Origin of the sequence: Ectopseudomonas alcaliphila (assembly GCF_900101755.1) — a bacterium.
In the GTDB taxonomy this organism is placed as follows: domain Bacteria; phylum Pseudomonadota; class Gammaproteobacteria; order Pseudomonadales; family Pseudomonadaceae; genus Aquipseudomonas; species Aquipseudomonas alcaliphila.
This window is the reverse complement of sequence record NZ_FNAE01000001.1, coordinates 1,821,814-1,839,527: the sequence shown is the minus strand read 5'-3', so window position 1 is coordinate 1,839,527 and position 17,714 is coordinate 1,821,814. Positions and strand designations below refer to the sequence as shown.

Sequence of the window (17,714 nt, the reverse complement as noted above, 5' to 3'; positions counted from 1 at the left end):
ACAACAGGAGCTGTACGCATGAAAACATTCGGCAAGACCCTTCTCGCGTTGTCCCTGACTGCGGCCGTGGCAGGCGCTGCTCAGGCTGACAGCAAGGTGCTGCATGTCTACAACTGGAGCGATTACATCGCCGAAGACACCCTGGCCAACTTCGAGAAGGAAACCGGCATCAAGGTTGTCTACGACGTCTTCGACAGCAACGAAGTGCTGGAAGCCAAGCTGCTGGCCGGCAGCTCCGGTTACGACGTAGTCGTGCCGTCCAACCCGTTCCTGGCCAAGCAGATCAAGGCCGGCGTGTTCCAGAAACTGGACAAGTCCAAGCTGCCCAACTGGTCGAACCTGGACAAGGACCTGCTCAAGGCGCTGGACCCGAGCGATCCGGGCAACCAGTACTCGATCCCCTACATGTGGGGCACCATCGGCATCGGCTACAACGTCGAGAAGGTCAAGGCCGTGCTCGGCGAAGACGCGCCGGTCGACTCCTGGGATCTGGTGTTCAAGCCCGAGAACATGGAAAAGCTGAAGGCCTGTGGCGTTTCCTTCCTCGACTCGCCGACCGAAATTCTCCCGGCTGCTCTGCACTACCTGGGCTATGCACCGGACAGCAGCAAGGCCGACGAGCTGAAGAAGGCCGAGGAGCTGTTCCTCTCCATCCGTCCTTCGGTGGCTTACTTCCACAGCTCCAAGTACATCTCAGATCTGGCCAACGGCAACATCTGCGTCGCCATCGGCTACTCGGGCGATATCTATCAGAGCAAGGCGCGCGCCGAAGAAGCGAAGAATGGCGTGAACGTCGGCTACAACATTCCGAAGGAAGGCGCGGGCTCCTTCTTCGACATGCTGGCGGTGCCGGCCGATGCCAAGAACGTCGAGGCTGCACACGTGTTCCTCAACTACCTGATGGAGCCGGCGGTGATGGCCAACATCACCAACTACGTGCAGTTCCCCAACGGCAACGCCGCAGCCACGCCGCTGGTGGATGAAGCGCTGCGTACCGATCCGGGCGTATACCCGACGCCGGAAGTGCTGAAGAAGATCTACACCTTCCCGGACCTGGCGCCGGCGGTGCAGCGCACCATGACCCGCAGCTGGACCAAGATCAAGTCCGGCCGCTAAGCAACGAAGCAACGCCGCCTGGCGGGTTCGCCCGCCAGGTACCCAAATCGCGAGAAGAGGAAACGTTATGCGTCGTTCTACCCTGCTGGCCGGCCTTGTCGCCGCTGCCATTGGCATGTCTGCAGCTCAGGCAGCCGATCGTGTGGTCAAGGTCTACAACTGGTCCGACTACATTGCGCCGGACACCATCGCCGAGTTCGAGAAGGAAACCGGCATCAAGGTGGTGTATGACGTTTTCGACGCCAACGAAACCCTCGACGGCAAGCTGGCTACCGGCCAGAGCGGGTACGACGTGGTGGTGCCCACCAACCATTACCTGGCCAAGCAGGTGCGTGCCGGCACCTACCTGAAGCTGGACAAGAGCAAGCTGCCGAATCTGGTCAACCTCGACCCGACCATCATGGAAAACCTGGCCGCGGGCGACCCTGGCAACGAATACTCGGTGCCTTACCTGTGGGGCACCAATGGCATCGGCCTGAACGCCACCAAGGCTCGTGCCGTGCTCGGCGATGACGTCCCGCTGGACTCCTGGGCACTGCTGTTCGATCCGCAATACGCCGAGAAACTCGCCTCCTGTGGCATCGCCCTGCTCGACTCGGGCGACGAAGTGCTGCCGCAGACGGTCAACTACCTGGGCATGTCGCCGCATACCACCAAGCGCGAAGACTACGAGAAAGCCTTCGAGCAGATGATGAAGGTGCGTCCGTACATCACTTATTTCCACAGCTCCAAGTTCATTTCCGATCTGGCCAATGGCGAGATCTGCGCCGCCTTCGGTTACTCCGGTGACGTGCTGCAGGCTGCCGACCGCGCCGAAGAGGCCGGTCGCAGCGACGAGATCATCTACATCATTCCCAAGGAAGGCACCGCCATGTGGGCCGACCTGCTGGCGATTCCCAAGGACTCGAAGAACGTCGATGAGGCCCATGCCTTCATCAACTACCTGCTGCGTCCCGACGTGATCGCCAAGATCAGCAACTACGTGGCCTACGCCAATGCCAACCTCAAGGCCACCGAGCTGCTCGACGAGAGCGTGCGCGAGAACCCTGGCGTGTATCCCAGCGAGGAGGTCATGGCCAAGCTCTATGTTGCCGAGGAGCGTACGCCCGAGGTGCAACGCTGGCTGACCCGCGACTGGACGAGAATCAAGAGCGGACGCTGATCGGCGGAAGATTTTCCTATAAAGTGCCGCGCCTTTTTCGGGCGGCACACAATAACGAGGATGATACTGTGCGAGTTACCCTGCCCAAGTCTCTGATCGCCCTGGCGGCCTCCGCTGTCTGTGGTGTGGCCCTGGCCCAGCCCAAGGTGCACATCTACAACTGGAGCGATTACATCGGCGAAGAGACGCTGGCCAAGTTCGAGGCGAAAACCGGCATCAAGCCGATCTACGACGTCTTCGACTCCAACGAAACCCTCGAAGGCAAACTGCTCGCCGGCCGCAGCGGCTACGACGTGGTGGTGCCGTCCAACCATTTTCTTGGCAAGCAGATTCGCGCCGGCGCCTTCCAGCCGCTCGATCGCAGCAAGCTGAGCAACTGGGACAACCTCGATCCGGCGCTGCTCAAGCAGCTGGAAACCAACGACCCCGGTAACCAGTATTCGGTGCCCTATCTGTGGGGCACCAATGGCATCGGCTACAACGTCGAGAAGGTCAAGGCCGTGCTCGGCATCGAGGAGATCGATTCCTGGGCCGTCTTGTTCGAGGCCGAGAACATCAAGAAACTCAGCCAGTGCGGCGTCGCCTTCCTCGATTCGGGCGATGAGATGATCCCGGCCATGCTCAACTACCTCGGCCTGGACCCCAACAGCACCAACCCCGACGACTACGCCAAGGCCGAGGCCAAGCTGCTTGAGGTGCGTCCCTACGTCACCTACTTCCACAGCTCCAAGTACATCGGTGATCTGGCCAACGGCAACATCTGCGTGGCTGCCGGTTTCTCCGGCGACATCCTGCAGGCCGCCGACCGTGCCGACGAGGCCGGCAAAGGCATTGAAATCGCCTACAGCATCCCGAAGGAAGGCGCCAACCTCTGGTTCGACATGATGGCTATCCCCGCCGACGCGGCAAACGCCGAGCAGGCGCATGCCTTCATCAACTTCCTCCTCGAGCCCGAGGTGATCGCCGAAGTCAGTGACTACGTCGGTTATGCCAACCCCAATACCAAGGCGGATGAGTTCATGGATGAGGAGGTCCGCAACGCCCCGTCCGTTTATCCATCACAAGCGGTGCTGGACAAGCTGTACATCTCCGCCGAGCTGCCGGTTCGCGTGCAGCGCCTGATGACCCGCAGTTGGACCAAGGTCAAGTCGGGTCAGTAATCGTTCCTGCCCGGCCGCAGGGGTCGGGCACAATCTTCCGGGAGTTTTCCTAAATGGCTGTTGCCTCCAGCGCCTACAAAAAAGCCCTCGAGGGGGATCAGACACCGAAAGAGGTGCTGGTCAAGATCGATCGGGTGACCAAGAAGTTCGACGAGACGGTGGCCGTCGACGATGTCTCGCTGACCATCAACAAGGGCGAGATCTTCGCCCTGCTGGGTGGCTCCGGCTCCGGCAAGTCGACCCTGCTGCGCATGCTCGCCGGCTTCGAGCGGCCGACCGAGGGGCGCATCATCCTCGATGGCGTCGATATCACCGACATGCCGCCCTACCAGCGGCCGATCAACATGATGTTCCAGTCCTATGCGCTGTTCCCGCACATGACCGTGGCGCAGAACATCGCCTTCGGCCTGCAGCAGGACAGGCTGCCCAAGGCCGAGATCGAAGAGCGCGTGGCCGAGATGCTCAAGCTGGTGCACATGACCCAGTACGCCAAGCGCAAGCCGCACCAGCTCTCCGGTGGTCAGCGTCAGCGCGTGGCCCTGGCCCGCTCCCTGGCCAAACGCCCCAAGCTGCTGCTGCTCGACGAGCCGATGGGCGCGCTGGACAAGAAGCTGCGTTCGCAGATGCAACTGGAGCTGGTGGAGATCATCGAGCGCGTCGGCGTGACCTGCGTGATGGTCACCCATGATCAGGAAGAGGCCATGACCATGGCCCAGCGCATCGCCATCATGCACCTGGGCTGGATCGCCCAGACCGGCAGCCCGATCGATATCTACGAGACGCCGACCAGCCGCCTGGTGTGCGAATTCATCGGCAACGTCAACCTGTTCGACGGCCAGATCACCAGCGACGAGGCCGACCACGCGATCATCGACTGCCCGCATCTGGACAAGCCGATCTACATCGGCCACGGCGTCAGTACGCGCGCCGAGAACAAATCCGTCAGCTACGCCCTGCGCCCGGAAAAACTGCTGATGGCCACTGCGCTGCCGGCCGACCATGAGCACCCCGAGTACAACTGGAGCCGCGGCCATGTGCATGACATCGCCTACCTCGGCGGCCACTCGGTGTACCACGTCAAGCTCACTTCCGGGCAGATCGTGCAGTGCTTCATCGCCAACGCCGAGCGCCGCGGCAAGCGCCCGACCTGGGACGATCCGGTGGTGGTGTACTGGGAAGACGACAGCGGCGTGGTACTGCAATCATGAAACCGAGCAAACTGGCGCGCTATCTGCCCACTGGGCGGCATGCCGTTATCGGCATACCTTTCCTGTGGTTGTTCCTGTTCTTCCTGCTGCCCTTCATCATCGTGCTGAAGATCAGCTTCGCCGAAGCCGACGTGGCGATTCCGCCCTATACGGAAATCTACCAGTGGGCGGACAACAAGCTGACGCTGCTGTTGAATTTCGGTAACTACATCTTCCTCAGCGAAGATGCCCTGTACCTGTCGGCCTACCTGGGTTCGCTGCAGATCGCCTTCTTCAGCACCTTGCTCTGCCTGTTGATCGGCTACCCGATGGCCTATGCCATCGCCCGTGCGCCGAAAGAAAACCAGACCGTACTGCTGCTGCTGATCATGATGCCGACCTGGACTGCGATCCTGATCCGCGTCTATGCATGGATGGGCATTCTCGGCAACAACGGTCTGCTCAACAGCCTGCTGATGGGCATTGGCCTGATCGATACGCCGCTGCAGATTCTCAACACCAACACTGCGGTCTATATCGGCGTCGTCTATTCGTACCTGCCGTTCATGATCCTGCCGCTCTACGCCAACCTGGTGAAGCATGACCTCAGCCTGCTGGAGGCCGCTTCCGACCTGGGTTCGAGCAATTTCAACAACTTCTGGAAGATCACCGTGCCGCTGTCGAAGAACGGCATCATCGCCGGCTCCATGCTGGTGTTCATTCCGGTGGTCGGTGAGTTCGTCATCCCCGAACTGCTCGGTGGCCCGGAGACCCTGATGATCGGCAAGGTGCTGTGGCAGGAGTTCTTCAACAACCGCGACTGGCCGGTGGCGTCTGCTCTGGCGGTGGTGATGCTGGCGATCCTGATCGTGCCCATCATCCTGTTCAACCGTAACCAAGCCAAAGAATTGGAGGGCCGCCCATGAAGCGTTTCAGTTTCTCCAACATCATGCTTTGGGTCGGTCTGCTGTTCATCTATCTGCCGATGGTCATCCTGGTCATCTACTCGTTCAACGCCTCACGCCTGGTAACGGTCTGGGGTGGCTGGTCGGTGAAGTGGTACGTCGGCCTGCTGGACAATACCCAGCTGATGAACTCGGTGATGCGCTCGCTGGAAATCGCCTGCTACACCGCCATTGCGGCGGTGGCATTGGGCACCCTGGCGGCCTTCGTGCTGACCCGTATCACCCACTTCAAGGGTCGTACCCTGTTCGGTGGCCTGGTCACCGCGCCGCTGGTGATGCCGGAAGTGATCACCGGTCTGTCCCTGCTGCTGCTGTTCGTGCTGATGGCGCAGCTGATCGGCTGGCCGATGCAGCGCGGCATGACCACCATCTGGATCGCCCACACCACGTTCTGCTCGGCCTACGTGGCGGTGGTGGTGTCGTCGCGTCTGCGTGAGCTGGACATGTCCATCGAAGAGGCGGCCATGGACCTGGGAGCGCGGCCGTGGAAGGTGTTCTTCCTGATCACCGTGCCGATGATCGCACCGTCGCTGGCGGCGGGCGCAATGATGTCCTTCGCCCTGTCGCTGGACGATCTGGTACTGGCCAGCTTCGTCTCCGGTCCGGGTTCGACCACCCTGCCGATGGAGATCTTCTCCGCGGTACGACTGGGGGTTAAGCCGGAGATCAACGCGGTGGCCAGCCTGATCCTGCTGGCGGTGTCGTTCGCCACCTTCCTGGCCTGGTTCTTCGCCCATCGCGCCGAGGAAAAGCGCAAGAAGGCCATGCAGCAGGCCATGGACGAGACCACCAACCCGTCCTGGCAGCAGGTCGTCGACAGCCGTCGCAGCACCAGCAGCACCAGCAGCACCAGCACCAGCAGCAACTAAGCTTCTGGCTGAAAGCAAAAACGGGCCCCGCGGGGCTCGTTTTTCATGTTGTAGGGTGCGCCGTGCGCACCGAGCTCTGCGCTATTTCACCAACGCCTTCCAGGCCTTGAGGCTGCTCACGATCTGCGTCTGAGTGGCGCGCAATTGGCGCTGCTCGTCGTCAAGGTCCAACTGCGCCAGTTCGTAAAGCTTGTTCAGCTCGCCATACAGACGGTCGACCTCGGGTACTTCCAGCACGCCACGGGCCAGGCGCAGCCAGACCAGCAGGCGCTCCAGGCGCGGCATCTGCTCAGCCAGATCTTCCGGCTGTTGCTGGTAGCGACGCAGTTGCAGGGCAGTGCCTTCTTCGTTCAGCAGGGTCGGCAGCCAGTTACCCAGCGCGGCGTTGCCCTGGCGGTTACCGCGATTGTTGCGCTCGGTGGTCCAGCTGCGTAGCAGCAGCCAGTGCGACAGCTTCAGCGACAGCAGGCCCCAGCGGCAGCCATCGAGCTCGGCGGCGAACAGCGCTGGGGCATTACGCCGCATGCTGTCGTCGTTTTGCCCAGCCGCCAGGCGCGGACGCCAGTCATCGAGCAGCGCATCGAGTGCTTCACGCAATTCGCGCGAGCTGGCACGCGGCGCCGCCTGGCCGAGGCTGGCGAGCAGGGCGCGCAGATCGATCAATTGCTCCAGCCATTGCTGCAACAGGCTCCAGTGACCATTCCAGCGATACTGCTCGGCCAGGCGCTGGCTGGCGCCGAGCAGGTGCCAGGCGAGTGCGGCGAAAGCGTCGTCCAGGCTCATCTCGCCCTGCAGCTCGGGTGCTGGCAGGCTGAGGTTGTAGCTGCCAGCGTCGAACAGACGATAGCCGCGCTCGGCCTTGCTGATATCGCAGGGCATCAGCGGCAGTTCGGCGGCCAGCTCGCAGGCCAGCTCCAGCAGCGCGGCGGGTTCACCCTGGCGCAGCTCCAGCTCCAGTTCGCAGATCTCTTCTTCGCCCTCGCCGGCGATCACCTTGCCCAGGTCCAGCGCGGCTTCGATGACCACCTTGGCCTTGCCGCGGCCCCAGGCGATTTCGGCCTTCTCGCGGACGAAATCGGTGGTGAACAGCGGCTGCAGGGTTTTCTTGTCCAGCTCGGCCAGGCTGGCCGGCCAGCAACTGTCATCGAGCTTCTTCAGATCGAGCTTGGCCTTGCTCAGGTACCAGTCCCACTCGTTGCGTTCGGACAGGCCGGCCACGCTCTGCCCGCGGCTTTTCAGGGTCTGGATGAACTGCTCGCCGTCACGGCGCAGACGCAGGGCAACCTTGGCCTCGGCCAGTTCACGGTCCGGCGTGTCGTAGTACTGGTTGAACAGTTCGCCGCGCTGCCAGCCGCTCTTGTTGCGCTTCTTCAGCAGCGGGTGTTCGCGCAGGGCTGCCAGGGTGGCGCGGCTGGCGCGCAGTTTGATTTCAGTTTCTTTGACCATGGTGACGAGCTAGATAGCCTTTTATGAAAATGTGACAGACCGATGACACGCGCTGGCGAATGACGAAGCCGGTCCCTATACTTGCGGCCTTCTCAAAACGGGGGCTTACCCTATGCCTATCAATCCCTTTGTCAGCCTGTTCGGCCGTTCACCCATCGGCCCCATGCAACAGCATATCGCCAAGGCCCACGAGTGCGCGGCGAACCTGGTTCCCTTCTTCGAGGCCATAATGGCCGAGGATTGGGCCAAGGTAGAACAGGTGCAACAGGAGATGTCCCGGCTGGAGCACGAGGCCGACAAGCTGAAGAAAAGCGTGCGCCTGCACCTGCCCAAGAGCCTGTTCCTGCCGGTGCCGCGTTCGGACCTGCTTGAGCTGCTCAGTGTACAGGACAAAGTCGCCAACCGTGCCAAGGACATCGCCGGCCTGATGCTCGGCCGCCAGATGGCTATTCCGCAGCCGCTGCAGCCGCTGATGCGCACTTACGTGCAGCGCAGCGTGGACGCCAGCGCCCAGGCGCTGAAGGCAATGAACGAATTGGACGAGCTGCTCGAGACCGGTTTCGCCGGCCGTGAAGCGGTGCTTGTGGAAACCCTGATCGAGGAGCTCGGTTCGATCGAAAACGATACCGACCGCCTGCAGATCGAGGTGCGCCGCAACCTGTTCAAGCTGGAGAAGGACCTTCCCCCGGTCGATGTGATGTTCCTCTATCAGATCATCGACTGGGTCGGCGATGTCGCCGACCGTGCCCAACGAGTGGGCAACCGACTGGAACAACTGCTGGCGCGCTAAGCGCCAGTGTCCTTTCTGGGATCTACGGAAAACTAATTTATGTCTCTGATTGCGGACTACGGGCTGGTTCTGCTCGTTCTTGCCTGCCTTTTCGGTTTTTTCATGGCCTGGGGTGTTGGGGCCAACGATGTAGCCAATGCTATGGGTACATCCGTTGGCTCGCGTGCACTTACCATCAAGCAGGCGATCCTGATCGCCATGGTCTTCGAGTTCGCTGGCGCCTACCTGGCGGGTGGCCAGGTCACTGAAACCATCAAGAGCGGCATCGTCGATGCGTCGCTTATCAGTCCCAACCTGATGGTCCTGGGGATGATGTCGGCGCTGCTGGCAGCGGGTACCTGGCTGATGGTGGCCTCGACCAAGGGCTGGCCGGTTTCCACTACCCATTCCATCGTCGGTGCGGTAATCGGCTTCGCTGCGGTCGGCGTGTCGATGGACGCGGTGAACTGGGGCGGCGTCGGTCCGATCGTCGCCAGTTGGGTGGTGTCGCCGGTGCTGTCCGGGGTGGTGGCGTTCGGCGTATTCATGAGCGTGCAGAAGCTGATCATCGACACTGAGAACCCCTTCGCCAACGCCAAGCGTTACGTACCGGTCTACATGTTCCTCACCGGCTTCATGGTGTCGATCATGACCCTGACCAAGGGCCTCAAGCATGTCGGCCTGCACCTCAGTGCTGCCGAGGGCTTCCTGCTCGCGGTGGGTATCGGCGTGCTGGTGATGCTTATCGGTATCGCCCTGCTCAGTCGCATCAAGGTCGACGTGGAGGCCGACAAGAGCTTCCACTTCGCCAGTGTCGAGAAAGTCTTCGCCGTACTGATGATCTTCACTGCCTGTGCCATGGCCTTCGCTCATGGCTCCAACGACGTGGCCAATGCCGTTGGTCCACTGGCGGCCATCGTTGGCGTGATCCAGAGCGGTGGCGAAATGGTCGGTGCCAAGGCGGCGCTGCCGGCCTGGGTACTGTTGCTGGGTGCGGTGGGTATCGTGGTTGGCCTGGCCACCTATGGCTACAAGGTGATCGCCACCATTGGCAAGGAAATCACCGAGCTGACCCCCAGCCGCGGCTTTGCCGCCGAGCTGGCGACGGCTACTACGGTGGTCGGCGCTTCGGCCATCGGCCTGCCGGTTTCCACCACTCACACCCTGGTCGGCGCCGTGCTCGGCGTCGGTATTGCCCGTGGTATCGGTGCGCTGAACCTGGGCGTGATTGGCAAGATCTTCATGTCCTGGCTGATTACCCTGCCGGTGGGCGCTGCGCTGTCGATCTTCTTCTTCTTCATCCTGCGTGCGCTGTTTGGCGGGGTTTGATCCCGCCCTGAAGGTTTCCCCTGAGGTTGGATGCTCCTATGATGGAGCTCCGACCCAGGAGAGCACCGATGCCCTTGCCGTCCTTTCGAGAGCAGTTCGCCGCGCTGATCGCAGCGCCTTCAGTGAGCTGTACCCAGCCGAACTGGGACCAGAGCAACGCGCCTGTGATCGAGTTGCTCGCCGCCTGGCTCGGTGATCTCGGCTTTGCCTGCGAAACCCAGCAGATCGCCCCCGGCAAATTCAACCTGCTCGCCAGCTATGGTTCCGGCACCGGCGGCCTGGTGCTGGCCGGGCACAGCGATACCGTGCCGTTCGATGCCGCCCTGTGGCAGAGCGACCCGCTCAAGCTGACCGAAGTCGGTGACCGCTGGGTGGGCCTTGGCAGTTGCGACATGAAAGGCTTCTTTGCCCTGGCCATCGAAGCCGTGCGGCCACTGCTCGATCAGCCCTTCAAACAACCCTTGCTGATTCTCGCCACCTGCGACGAAGAGAGCTCCATGGCCGGTGCCCGCGCCCTGGCCGATGCCGGCCGGCCACTCGGCCGCGCGGCGGTGATCGGTGAGCCGACCGGCCTCAAGCCGATCCGACTGCACAAGGGCGTGATGATGGAGCGCATCGATATTCTCGGGCAGAGCGGCCATTCCTCCGACCCGGCGCTTGGCCGCAGTGCGCTGGAGGCCATGCAGGATGTGATGGGCGAGTTACGCGGCTTGCGCGCCCAGTGGCAGCGCGAGTTCAACAACCCGCAATTCGGTGTCCCGCAACCGACCCTGAACCTGGGCTGCATCCACGGCGGCGACAATCCCAATCGGATCTGTGGCCAGTGCGCGCTGGAGTTCGATCTGCGGCCGCTGCCGGGGATGGACCCGGAGCAGCTGCGTGAGGCGATTCGCGGCAAGCTGCAGCCGTTGGCGCTCAAGCACCAGGTGCGCATCGACTACGGCCCGTTGTTCCCGGCCGTGCCGCCCTTCGAGCAGGCCGCCGATGCCGAGCTGGTGCGCCTCGCCGAGCGTCTTACCGGGCACAGCGCGCAAGCGGTGGCATTTGGCACCGAGGCGCCTTATCTTCAGCAACTTGGCTGTGAGACGCTGGTGCTCGGCCCCGGCGACATCGATTGCGCGCATCAGCCCGGGGAACACCTGGAGCTGGCCCGCATCGAACCTACTGTGGCGCTGCTGCGCCAGTTGATCCAACACTATTGCCTGACGCGGAGTGAAGACGTGCAACGACGATGAGAGCCAGCCCCGAGCCCGCCCTATCGCTCATGGCGGGTTGTACCCGCCCTACGTCTGGACGCTAACGGGCATGCCCTCCCTCATCCGGCGCTGCGCGCCGCCTTCTCCCGGAAGGAGAAGGGTATAAGGAGGGTGTCGCTGTGCGACTTTCACGCTAACGGATCTCTACATGCACGACTACGTCACCTGGTTACGCCACGCTTCGCCTTACATCAACGCCCACCGCGACTGCACCTTCGTGGTCATGCTGCCGGGCGAGGGTGTCGCCCACCCGAACTTCGCCAATATCGTCCACGACCTGGTCCTGCTGCACAGCCTCGGCGTGCGTCTGGTACTGGTACATGGCTCGCGCCCGCAGATCGAGGCGCGCCTGGCTGCTCGTGGCCTGATCCCGCATTACCATCGCGACCTGCGCATCACCGACGCCCCGACCCTGGAATGCGTGATCGACGCGGTCGGCCAACTGCGCATCGCCATCGAGGCGCGCCTGTCGATGGACATGGCCGCCTCGCCGATGCAGGGCTCGCGCCTGCGCCTGACCAGCGGTAATTTCGTCACCGCGCGGCCAATCGGCGTGCTCGATGGCGTCGACTATCACCACACTGGTGAAGTGCGGCGTATCGATCGCAAGGGTATCAATCGCCAGCTCGACGAGCGCAGCATCGTGCTGCTGTCGCCGCTGGGTTATTCGCCCACCGGGGAAATCTTCAACCTGGCCTGCGAGGACGTCGCCACCCGCGCGGCCATCGACCTGGGCGCCGACAAGCTGCTGCTGTTCGGCGCCGAAGACGGTCTGCTCGACGAACAGGGCAGGCTGGTGCGTGAGCTGCGCCCTCAGCAGGTGCCGGCGCATCTGACGCGCCTGGGCAGCAATTACCAGGGCGAACTGCTCGACGCGGCGGCCGAGGCCTGCCGTGGCGGTGTGAAACGCAGCCATATCGTCAGTTATGCCACCGATGGCGCGCTGCTCAGCGAGCTGTTCACCCGCACCGGTAACGGCACTCTGGTGGCCCAGGAACAGTTCGAATCGCTGCGTGAGGCGACCATCGAAGATGTCGGCGGCCTGATCGAGCTGATCAGCCCGCTGGAAGAGCAGGGCATTCTGGTACGTCGTTCGCGCGAGGTGCTCGAGCGTGAGATCGAGCAGTTCAGCATCGTCGAACGCGAAGGGCTGATCATCGCCTGCGCGGCGCTGTATCCCATTGCCGATTCCGACTGCGGCGAGCTGGCCTGTCTGGCAGTCAATCCCGACTACCGTCACGGTGGCCGTGGTGACGAACTACTGGAACGTATCGAGGCGCGGGCACGGGCGCAGGGGATCAAGACTCTGTTCGTACTCACCACCCGCACCGCCCACTGGTTCCGCGAGCGCGGCTTCGAACCGAGCAGTGTCGAGCGCATGCCCACCGCGCGGGCGTCGCTGTACAACTACCAGCGCAATTCCAAGGTATTCGAGAAGACGTTGTAGGGAGACAAATACGATGAGTGAGAGGGGCTTTAGCCGCGACTGCTTCACCGCTCGCGGCTAAAGCCCCTCCCACGATGCGTTCAGCGCGTCAGGCGCTGTGCTGCTGCAGGCGCATCTGCTCGAAGCCATCGTCCCAGCCGGCCTCCCAGGCGGCAGCGGGGATTTCGTCAGGGTAGGGCTGGCGTGTTCTGGGCTGGCCAGTAAGGCCGGCCATGTAACCTTGCTGGTAGGCCTTGGTCAGGCTTTCCAGGCTCCATTGCGGCGTGGCGTCGTCGGCCATGGGCGCTGCTCGTCTATCGTCCTTTACCCGATAATGCTAGCTGGCCGGGCGGCTCAGGGAGTTGCCGTCCATCCTGGCTTTTGCTCCGCTGGTTGGCTTTGTGACGCAGTCGACGAATATTGGCCCAATGGGCTGAGAGTGCCATCCCGGGAGGCCCGTGGGGTGCGCTGCGCGCACCGCGTATGTCCCGGGTGGCTGGTGTCGGCTGACCCTAGACGGCCAACGCCAGAATGCTCGCCTGATAGGCCGCCACGAAGGCGTCGAAATCGCCTCTGGGTTGAGCCTCCAGCTCGGCCTGCCCGGCCAGCGAATCGTGGGCGGCCTGCTCGAAGGCCTGCTTCTGTTCGGCGCTGAGCGGCTGCGCGCGGAAGTATTCGGCGTGACGCTGGCTCTGCTGCAGGGCGAACTCGCTAAAGCTCTTGCCCTGCCGCAGAATCGCCAGCACCTGGGCCGATGGCGTCATTTCCACATCCGCGACTTTGGCTTGCTGCTGCGCCAACGCCTCGATATGTAGGCTGCTGCCCTGGCTGCGGTCGAGCAGTTCGGCCAGCGGCAGGATGCGTTCGAGCAGTTCGCTGGCCCAGACCTTGAGCTCCACCTGCTGCTTGCCTTTGTGCAGGTGCAGGCCGGGACGACGCCCTTCCTTGACCACCTTGAGGAAGTTGCTGGTGCAACTGCTGCACTCGCCATTTTCCAGCATCGGGCTGTCTTCCAGCGCGCAGAACAGCAGGAACGCGTCGATGAAGCGCGCCTGCGCCACGTCGATGCCCAGCGGCAGGAACGGGTTGATGTCCAGGCAGCGCACTTCCACGTACTGCACGCCACGGCTCATCAGCGCCTGGATCGGCCGCTCGCCGCTGTAGGTGACGCGTTTCGGGCGGATGCTCGAGTAGTACTCGTTCTCGATCTGCAGAATGTTGGTGTTCAGCTGTAGCCACTCGTCACCGCGCTTGATGCCAGCCTCGACATAGGCCGGGTAGGGCGTCCCGACTGCCAGGCGCAGGCTGTCGGTGTAGCTGGCCAGGTCGTTGTAGCAGGGGGTCAGGCCAGATTGCGCGCTGCTCTGATAGCCCAGGTCGCTCATGCGCAGACTGGTGGCGTAGGGCAGGTAGAGGGTGCTGGCGTCCAGTTCCTGCAAGTGGTGTGGACGGCCACGCATGAAGCCCTTGTCCAGCGCCGGCGAGGCACCGAACAGGTACATCAGCAGCCAGCTGTAGCGGCGGAAGTTGCGGATCAGCGCGATATAGCGCGCCGACTGATAGTCGCGCGCACTCTGCTCGCTGCCTTCGCTCTGCTGTTGCAGCTGCCACAGCCCCTCGGGCAGGGAGAAGTTGTAGTGGATGCCGGCGATGCACTGCATGGTCTTGCCGTAACGCAGTGCCAGCCCCTTGCGGTACACGTACTTGAGGCGGCCGATATTGGAGCTGCCGTAGTGGGCGATGGGAATGGTCTCTTCGTCCGGCAGGGCGCAGGGCATCGACGGGCTCCACAGCAGTTCGCCATCGAGTTTGTCGTAGGCGAAGCGGTGGATGCTTTCCAGCTCGGCGAGGGTGGTGGCTGGATCCTTGGCGGTACCGGTGATGAACTCCAGCAGCGACTCGGAGTAGTCGGTGGTGATCTGTGCATGGGTCAGCGCCGAGCCCAGCGCCCGCGGGTGCGGGGTCAGGGCCAGTTGGCCGTCGCGATCGACACGCAGGCATTCGCGCTCGATGCCGTGCAGACACTCACCCAGCAGGGACAGGTTGGCCGGCTCGCCGAGCTGGGCCAGGCGGCGGGAGAGAATATCGCTCAAGATGCAATTCCTAACTGGGCAGTCGCCACAATATGGGGATCGCCCCCGCACTCTGCAAGGGGTGAACGGTTTCCCAGATTAGACCAGCCCGAGCGGTAGCGATTACACGCAGGCGAAGGTGCCTTGTGCCTTGGCGACCAGCTTGTCGCCCTGCAGTACTTCGGCCTCCACCACCTGGGTGCGGCGACCGGCGTGCAGCACTTTGGCGTGGCACAGCACGTTGCCCTCGGACACTGGACGGATGTAGTTGATCTTGCACTCCAGGGTCACGCTGCTCGGGCCGCCGTCACCGAGGCTGTGGCTGGCTTGGCCCATGGCGGTGTCGATCAGCGAGAACAGCGCGCCGCCGTGCAGCTTGCCGTGCAGGTTGCGCAGTTCGTCGGTGAGGGTCAGGCGCACGCGCGCCTCGCCGCCGCCGACCTGGAGAATCTCCAGGCCGAGCAGGCGGGAAAAGGCGCTGCTGGCGCCTACATTGCCTTCCGTACTCATTTCTTCAACTGCTTGGCGTTGGCGAACAGGGCGGCCATGCCGCCGGTGGCAGGTGCCGGTTTGTCCTGGCTGGAGTGGCGCTCGCTGCGTGGTGCATTGCCACCGCGCGATTGGCCGCCTCGTGCACCCCCGCGTGCGCCTTCGACCTTCTCGCCGGGGGTATCGCCCATGCGCATGGACAGGGCGATGCGGTTACGCGGGATGTCCACTTCCATCACCTTGACCTTGACCACGTCGCCGGCCTTGACCGCCTCGTGCGGGTCCTTGATGAACTTCTCCGACAGCGCGCTGATGTGCACCAGGCCGTCCTGGTGCACGCCGATGTCGACGAAGGCGCCGAAGTTGGTGACGTTGGTCACCACGCCTTCGAGCACCATGCCCAGCTTGAGGTCCTTGAGGGTTTCCACGCCTTCCTGGAACTCGGCGGTCTTGAACTCCGGACGCGGGTCGCGGCCCGGCTTGTCCAGTTCCTTGAGGATGTCGCCGACGGTCACCAGGCCGAAGCGCTCATCGGTGAACTTGGCCGGGTCGAGGCGTTTGAGGAAGGCCGAATCGCCGATCAGCGAGCGGATATCGCGCTCGGTACCGGCGGCGATGCGCTCGACCAGCGGGTAGGTTTCCGGGTGCACCGCCGAGGCGTCCAGCGGGTTGTCGCCGTTCATCACACGCAGGAAGCCGGCGGCCTGTTCGAAGGTTTTCTCGCCCAGACGTGGCACCTGCTTGAGTGCGGCGCGGCTGGCGAAGGCGCCATTGGCGTCGCGGTACTGCACGATGTTCTGCGCCAGCGTCGCGTTGAGCCCGGAGATGCGCGCCAGCAGGGCGGCGGAGGCGGTGTTCACATCCACGCCGACGGCGTTCACGCAGTCCTCGACCACGGCGTCCAGCGAGCGCGCCAGCTTGAGCTGGGACACGTCGTGCTGGTACTGGCCAACGCCGATGGATTTCGGGTCGATCTTCACCAGCTCGGCCAGCGGGTCCTGCAGGCGGCGGGCGATGCTTACTGCGCCGCGCAGGGAAACGTCGAGATCGGGGAATTCGCGGGCGGCCAGCTCCGAGGCCGAGTACACCGAGGCGCCGGCTTCGGAGACCATCACCTTGGTCAGCTTGAGGCCCGGCACCTTCTTGATCAGCTCGGCGGCCAGCTTGTCGGTCTCGCGGCTGGCGGTGCCGTTGCCGATCGAGATCAGGTCGACACCGTGCTTGGCGCACAGCTTGGCGAGGATGGCCAGTGTGCCGTCCCAGTCGTTACGCGGGGCGTGCGGGTAGACGGTGGCGGTTTCCAGCACCTTGCCGGTGGCATCGACCACAGCCACCTTGCAGCCGGTGCGCAGGCCCGGGTCCAGCGCCAGGGTGGCGCGCGGGCCGGCGGGGGCGGCCAGCAGCAGGTCGTGCAGGTTACGGGCGAAGACGGCAATCGCCTCGTCCTCGGCCTTTTCGCGCAGCTCGCCGAGCAGGTCGGTTTCCAGGTGGTTGTAGAGCTTGACCTTCCAGGTCCAGCGCACCACCTCGGCCAGCCATTTGTCAGCGGCGCGGCCTTGCGCGCTGATGCCGAAGCGCTCGCCGATCATCAGCTCGCAAGGATGCATGGCGCCGGGCAGCTCTTCGCCGACCTTCAGGCTGGCGCTGAGAATGCCTTCGTTGCGGCCGCGGAAAATCGCCAGCGCGCGGTGCGACGGCACGCCCTTGAGCGCTTCGTCGTGCTCGAAGTAGTCGCTGAACTTGGCCCCTTCGTTCTCTTTGCCCGGCACCAGGCGGGCGCTGAGGGTGGCGTTGTCCTTGAGGAAGCTGCGCAGCTTGTCCAGCAGCGCGGCGTCTTCGGCGAAGCGCTCCATGAGGATGTATTTGGCGCCTTCGAGCACGGCCTTGACGTCGGCGAAGCCTTTCTCGGCGTCGATGAAGCGCTCGGCTTCCTGCTCGGGCACTAGATTCGGATCGTTGAACAGCGCGTCGGCCAGCTCGCCGAGGCCCGCTTCGAGGGCGATCTGGCCCTTGGTGCGGCGCTTCTGCTTGTACGGCAGGTACAGGTCTTCCAGGCGGGTCTTGGTGTCGGCGAGGTCGATTTCGCGCTTGAGTTCAGGCGTCAGCTTGCCCTGCTCCTCGATGCTGGCGAGGATCGCCACGCGGCGTTCGTCCAGCTCGCGTAGGTAGCGCAGGCGCTCTTCCAGGTGGCGCAGTTGGGTATCGTCGAGACTGCCGGTCACTTCTTTACGATAACGGGCGATGAAGGGCACGGTGGAGCCTTCGTCGAGCAGGGCCACGGCGGCGGCAACCTGTTGCGGGCGTACGCCCAGCTCTTCGGCGATGCGATTGTTGATGCTATCCATATAAATACTACCCACGTTTTCAGAAGTGCCCTGAGCGACAGGGTGGCCGCAAAGATGCAGGCCAGACACGAAAGCGGCGCATTATAAACACCGCATTCACGAGAGCTGCGAACCGTTCGGGGA

General features: G+C 63.3%; 15 protein-coding genes. 10 read left to right on the top strand and 5 right to left on the bottom strand.

Annotated features, from left to right (window positions below; genetic code table 11):
* The first annotated feature begins 18 nt into the window (after positions 1–18).
* The 6 genes from BLR77_RS08600 (at position 19) to BLR77_RS08575 (ending at position 6,459) form a co-directional block, all read left to right on the top strand.
* Entirely contained in the window at positions 19–1,116 is a 1,098-nt protein-coding gene (locus BLR77_RS08600) for an extracellular solute-binding protein (protein WP_074676653.1), read from the top strand.
* Positions 1,117–1,183: 67 nt separating this feature from the next.
* Positions 1,184–2,278 (top strand): polyamine ABC transporter substrate-binding protein, encoded by a 1,095-nt coding sequence (locus BLR77_RS08595; protein WP_074676651.1) that lies wholly within the window; start codon positions 1,184–1,186, stop codon positions 2,276–2,278.
* A gap of 68 nt (positions 2,279–2,346) precedes the next feature.
* Entirely contained in the window at positions 2,347–3,438 is a 1,092-nt protein-coding gene (locus BLR77_RS08590; RefSeq protein ID WP_074676649.1) for a polyamine ABC transporter substrate-binding protein, read from the top strand.
* 53 nt (positions 3,439–3,491) lie between these two features.
* Positions 3,492–4,646, top strand: a complete 1,155-nt coding sequence (gene potA / locus BLR77_RS08585) for a polyamine ABC transporter ATP-binding protein (RefSeq protein ID WP_074676647.1) — start codon at positions 3,492–3,494, stop codon at positions 4,644–4,646.
* Positions 4,643–5,551 (top strand): ABC transporter permease subunit, encoded by a 909-nt coding sequence (locus BLR77_RS08580; RefSeq protein WP_074676645.1) that lies wholly within the window; start codon positions 4,643–4,645, stop codon positions 5,549–5,551. Before potA ends, BLR77_RS08580 begins: the two co-directional genes overlap by 4 nt.
* Complete coding sequence (locus BLR77_RS08575; protein WP_074676643.1) at positions 5,548–6,459, top strand: ABC transporter permease subunit; 912 nt, start codon at positions 5,548–5,550, stop codon at positions 6,457–6,459. Before BLR77_RS08580 ends, BLR77_RS08575 begins: the two co-directional genes overlap by 4 nt.
* 81 nt (positions 6,460–6,540) lie before the next feature.
* On the opposite strand, the gene BLR77_RS08570 is transcribed toward BLR77_RS08575, so the two are convergent.
* On the bottom strand, positions 6,541–7,905 hold the full coding sequence (locus tag BLR77_RS08570) for a CYTH domain-containing protein (protein ID WP_074676641.1): 1,365 nt from the start codon (positions 7,903–7,905) through the stop codon (positions 6,541–6,543).
* Positions 7,906–8,017: 112 nt separating this feature from the next.
* Between BLR77_RS08570 and BLR77_RS08565 the strand changes: the two genes are divergently transcribed.
* From BLR77_RS08565 to argA, 4 genes are all read left to right on the top strand, one after another.
* Positions 8,018–8,695 (top strand): TIGR00153 family protein, encoded by a 678-nt coding sequence (locus BLR77_RS08565; RefSeq protein ID WP_017678383.1) that lies wholly within the window; start codon positions 8,018–8,020, stop codon positions 8,693–8,695.
* A gap of 39 nt (positions 8,696–8,734) precedes the next feature.
* The gene (locus tag BLR77_RS08560; protein ID WP_074676639.1) at positions 8,735–10,003 is read left to right on the top strand and encodes an inorganic phosphate transporter; all 1,269 of its coding nucleotides are present in this window, start codon (positions 8,735–8,737) and stop codon (positions 10,001–10,003) included.
* A gap of 68 nt (positions 10,004–10,071) precedes the next feature.
* Entirely contained in the window at positions 10,072–11,238 is a 1,167-nt protein-coding gene (argE, locus tag BLR77_RS08555) for an acetylornithine deacetylase (RefSeq protein ID WP_074676637.1), read from the top strand.
* Between the two features lie 169 nt (positions 11,239–11,407).
* Positions 11,408–12,706 (top strand): amino-acid N-acetyltransferase, encoded by a 1,299-nt coding sequence (gene argA / locus BLR77_RS08550; protein WP_017678386.1) that lies wholly within the window; start codon positions 11,408–11,410, stop codon positions 12,704–12,706.
* 88 nt (positions 12,707–12,794) lie between these two features.
* Here argA and rmf read toward each other — a convergent pair whose 3' ends face one another.
* From rmf to BLR77_RS08530, 4 genes are all read right to left on the bottom strand, one after another.
* Complete coding sequence (gene rmf, locus BLR77_RS08545; RefSeq protein WP_017678387.1) at positions 12,795–12,986, bottom strand: ribosome modulation factor; 192 nt, start codon at positions 12,984–12,986, stop codon at positions 12,795–12,797.
* A 211-nt stretch (positions 12,987–13,197) separates the two neighbouring features.
* Positions 13,198–14,778: a glutamate--cysteine ligase gene (gene gshA / locus BLR77_RS08540; protein ID WP_074676635.1), complete on the bottom strand. Its 1,581-nt coding sequence runs from the start codon at positions 14,776–14,778 to the stop codon at positions 13,198–13,200.
* Positions 14,779–14,880: 102 nt separating this feature from the next.
* Entirely contained in the window at positions 14,881–15,267 is a 387-nt protein-coding gene (locus BLR77_RS08535; protein ID WP_074676633.1) for a PaaI family thioesterase, read from the bottom strand.
* Positions 15,264–17,591: a Tex family protein gene (locus tag BLR77_RS08530; RefSeq protein WP_074676631.1), complete on the bottom strand. Its 2,328-nt coding sequence runs from the start codon at positions 17,589–17,591 to the stop codon at positions 15,264–15,266. Before BLR77_RS08530 ends, BLR77_RS08535 begins: the two co-directional genes overlap by 4 nt.
* Positions 17,592–17,714 lie beyond the last annotated feature (123 nt).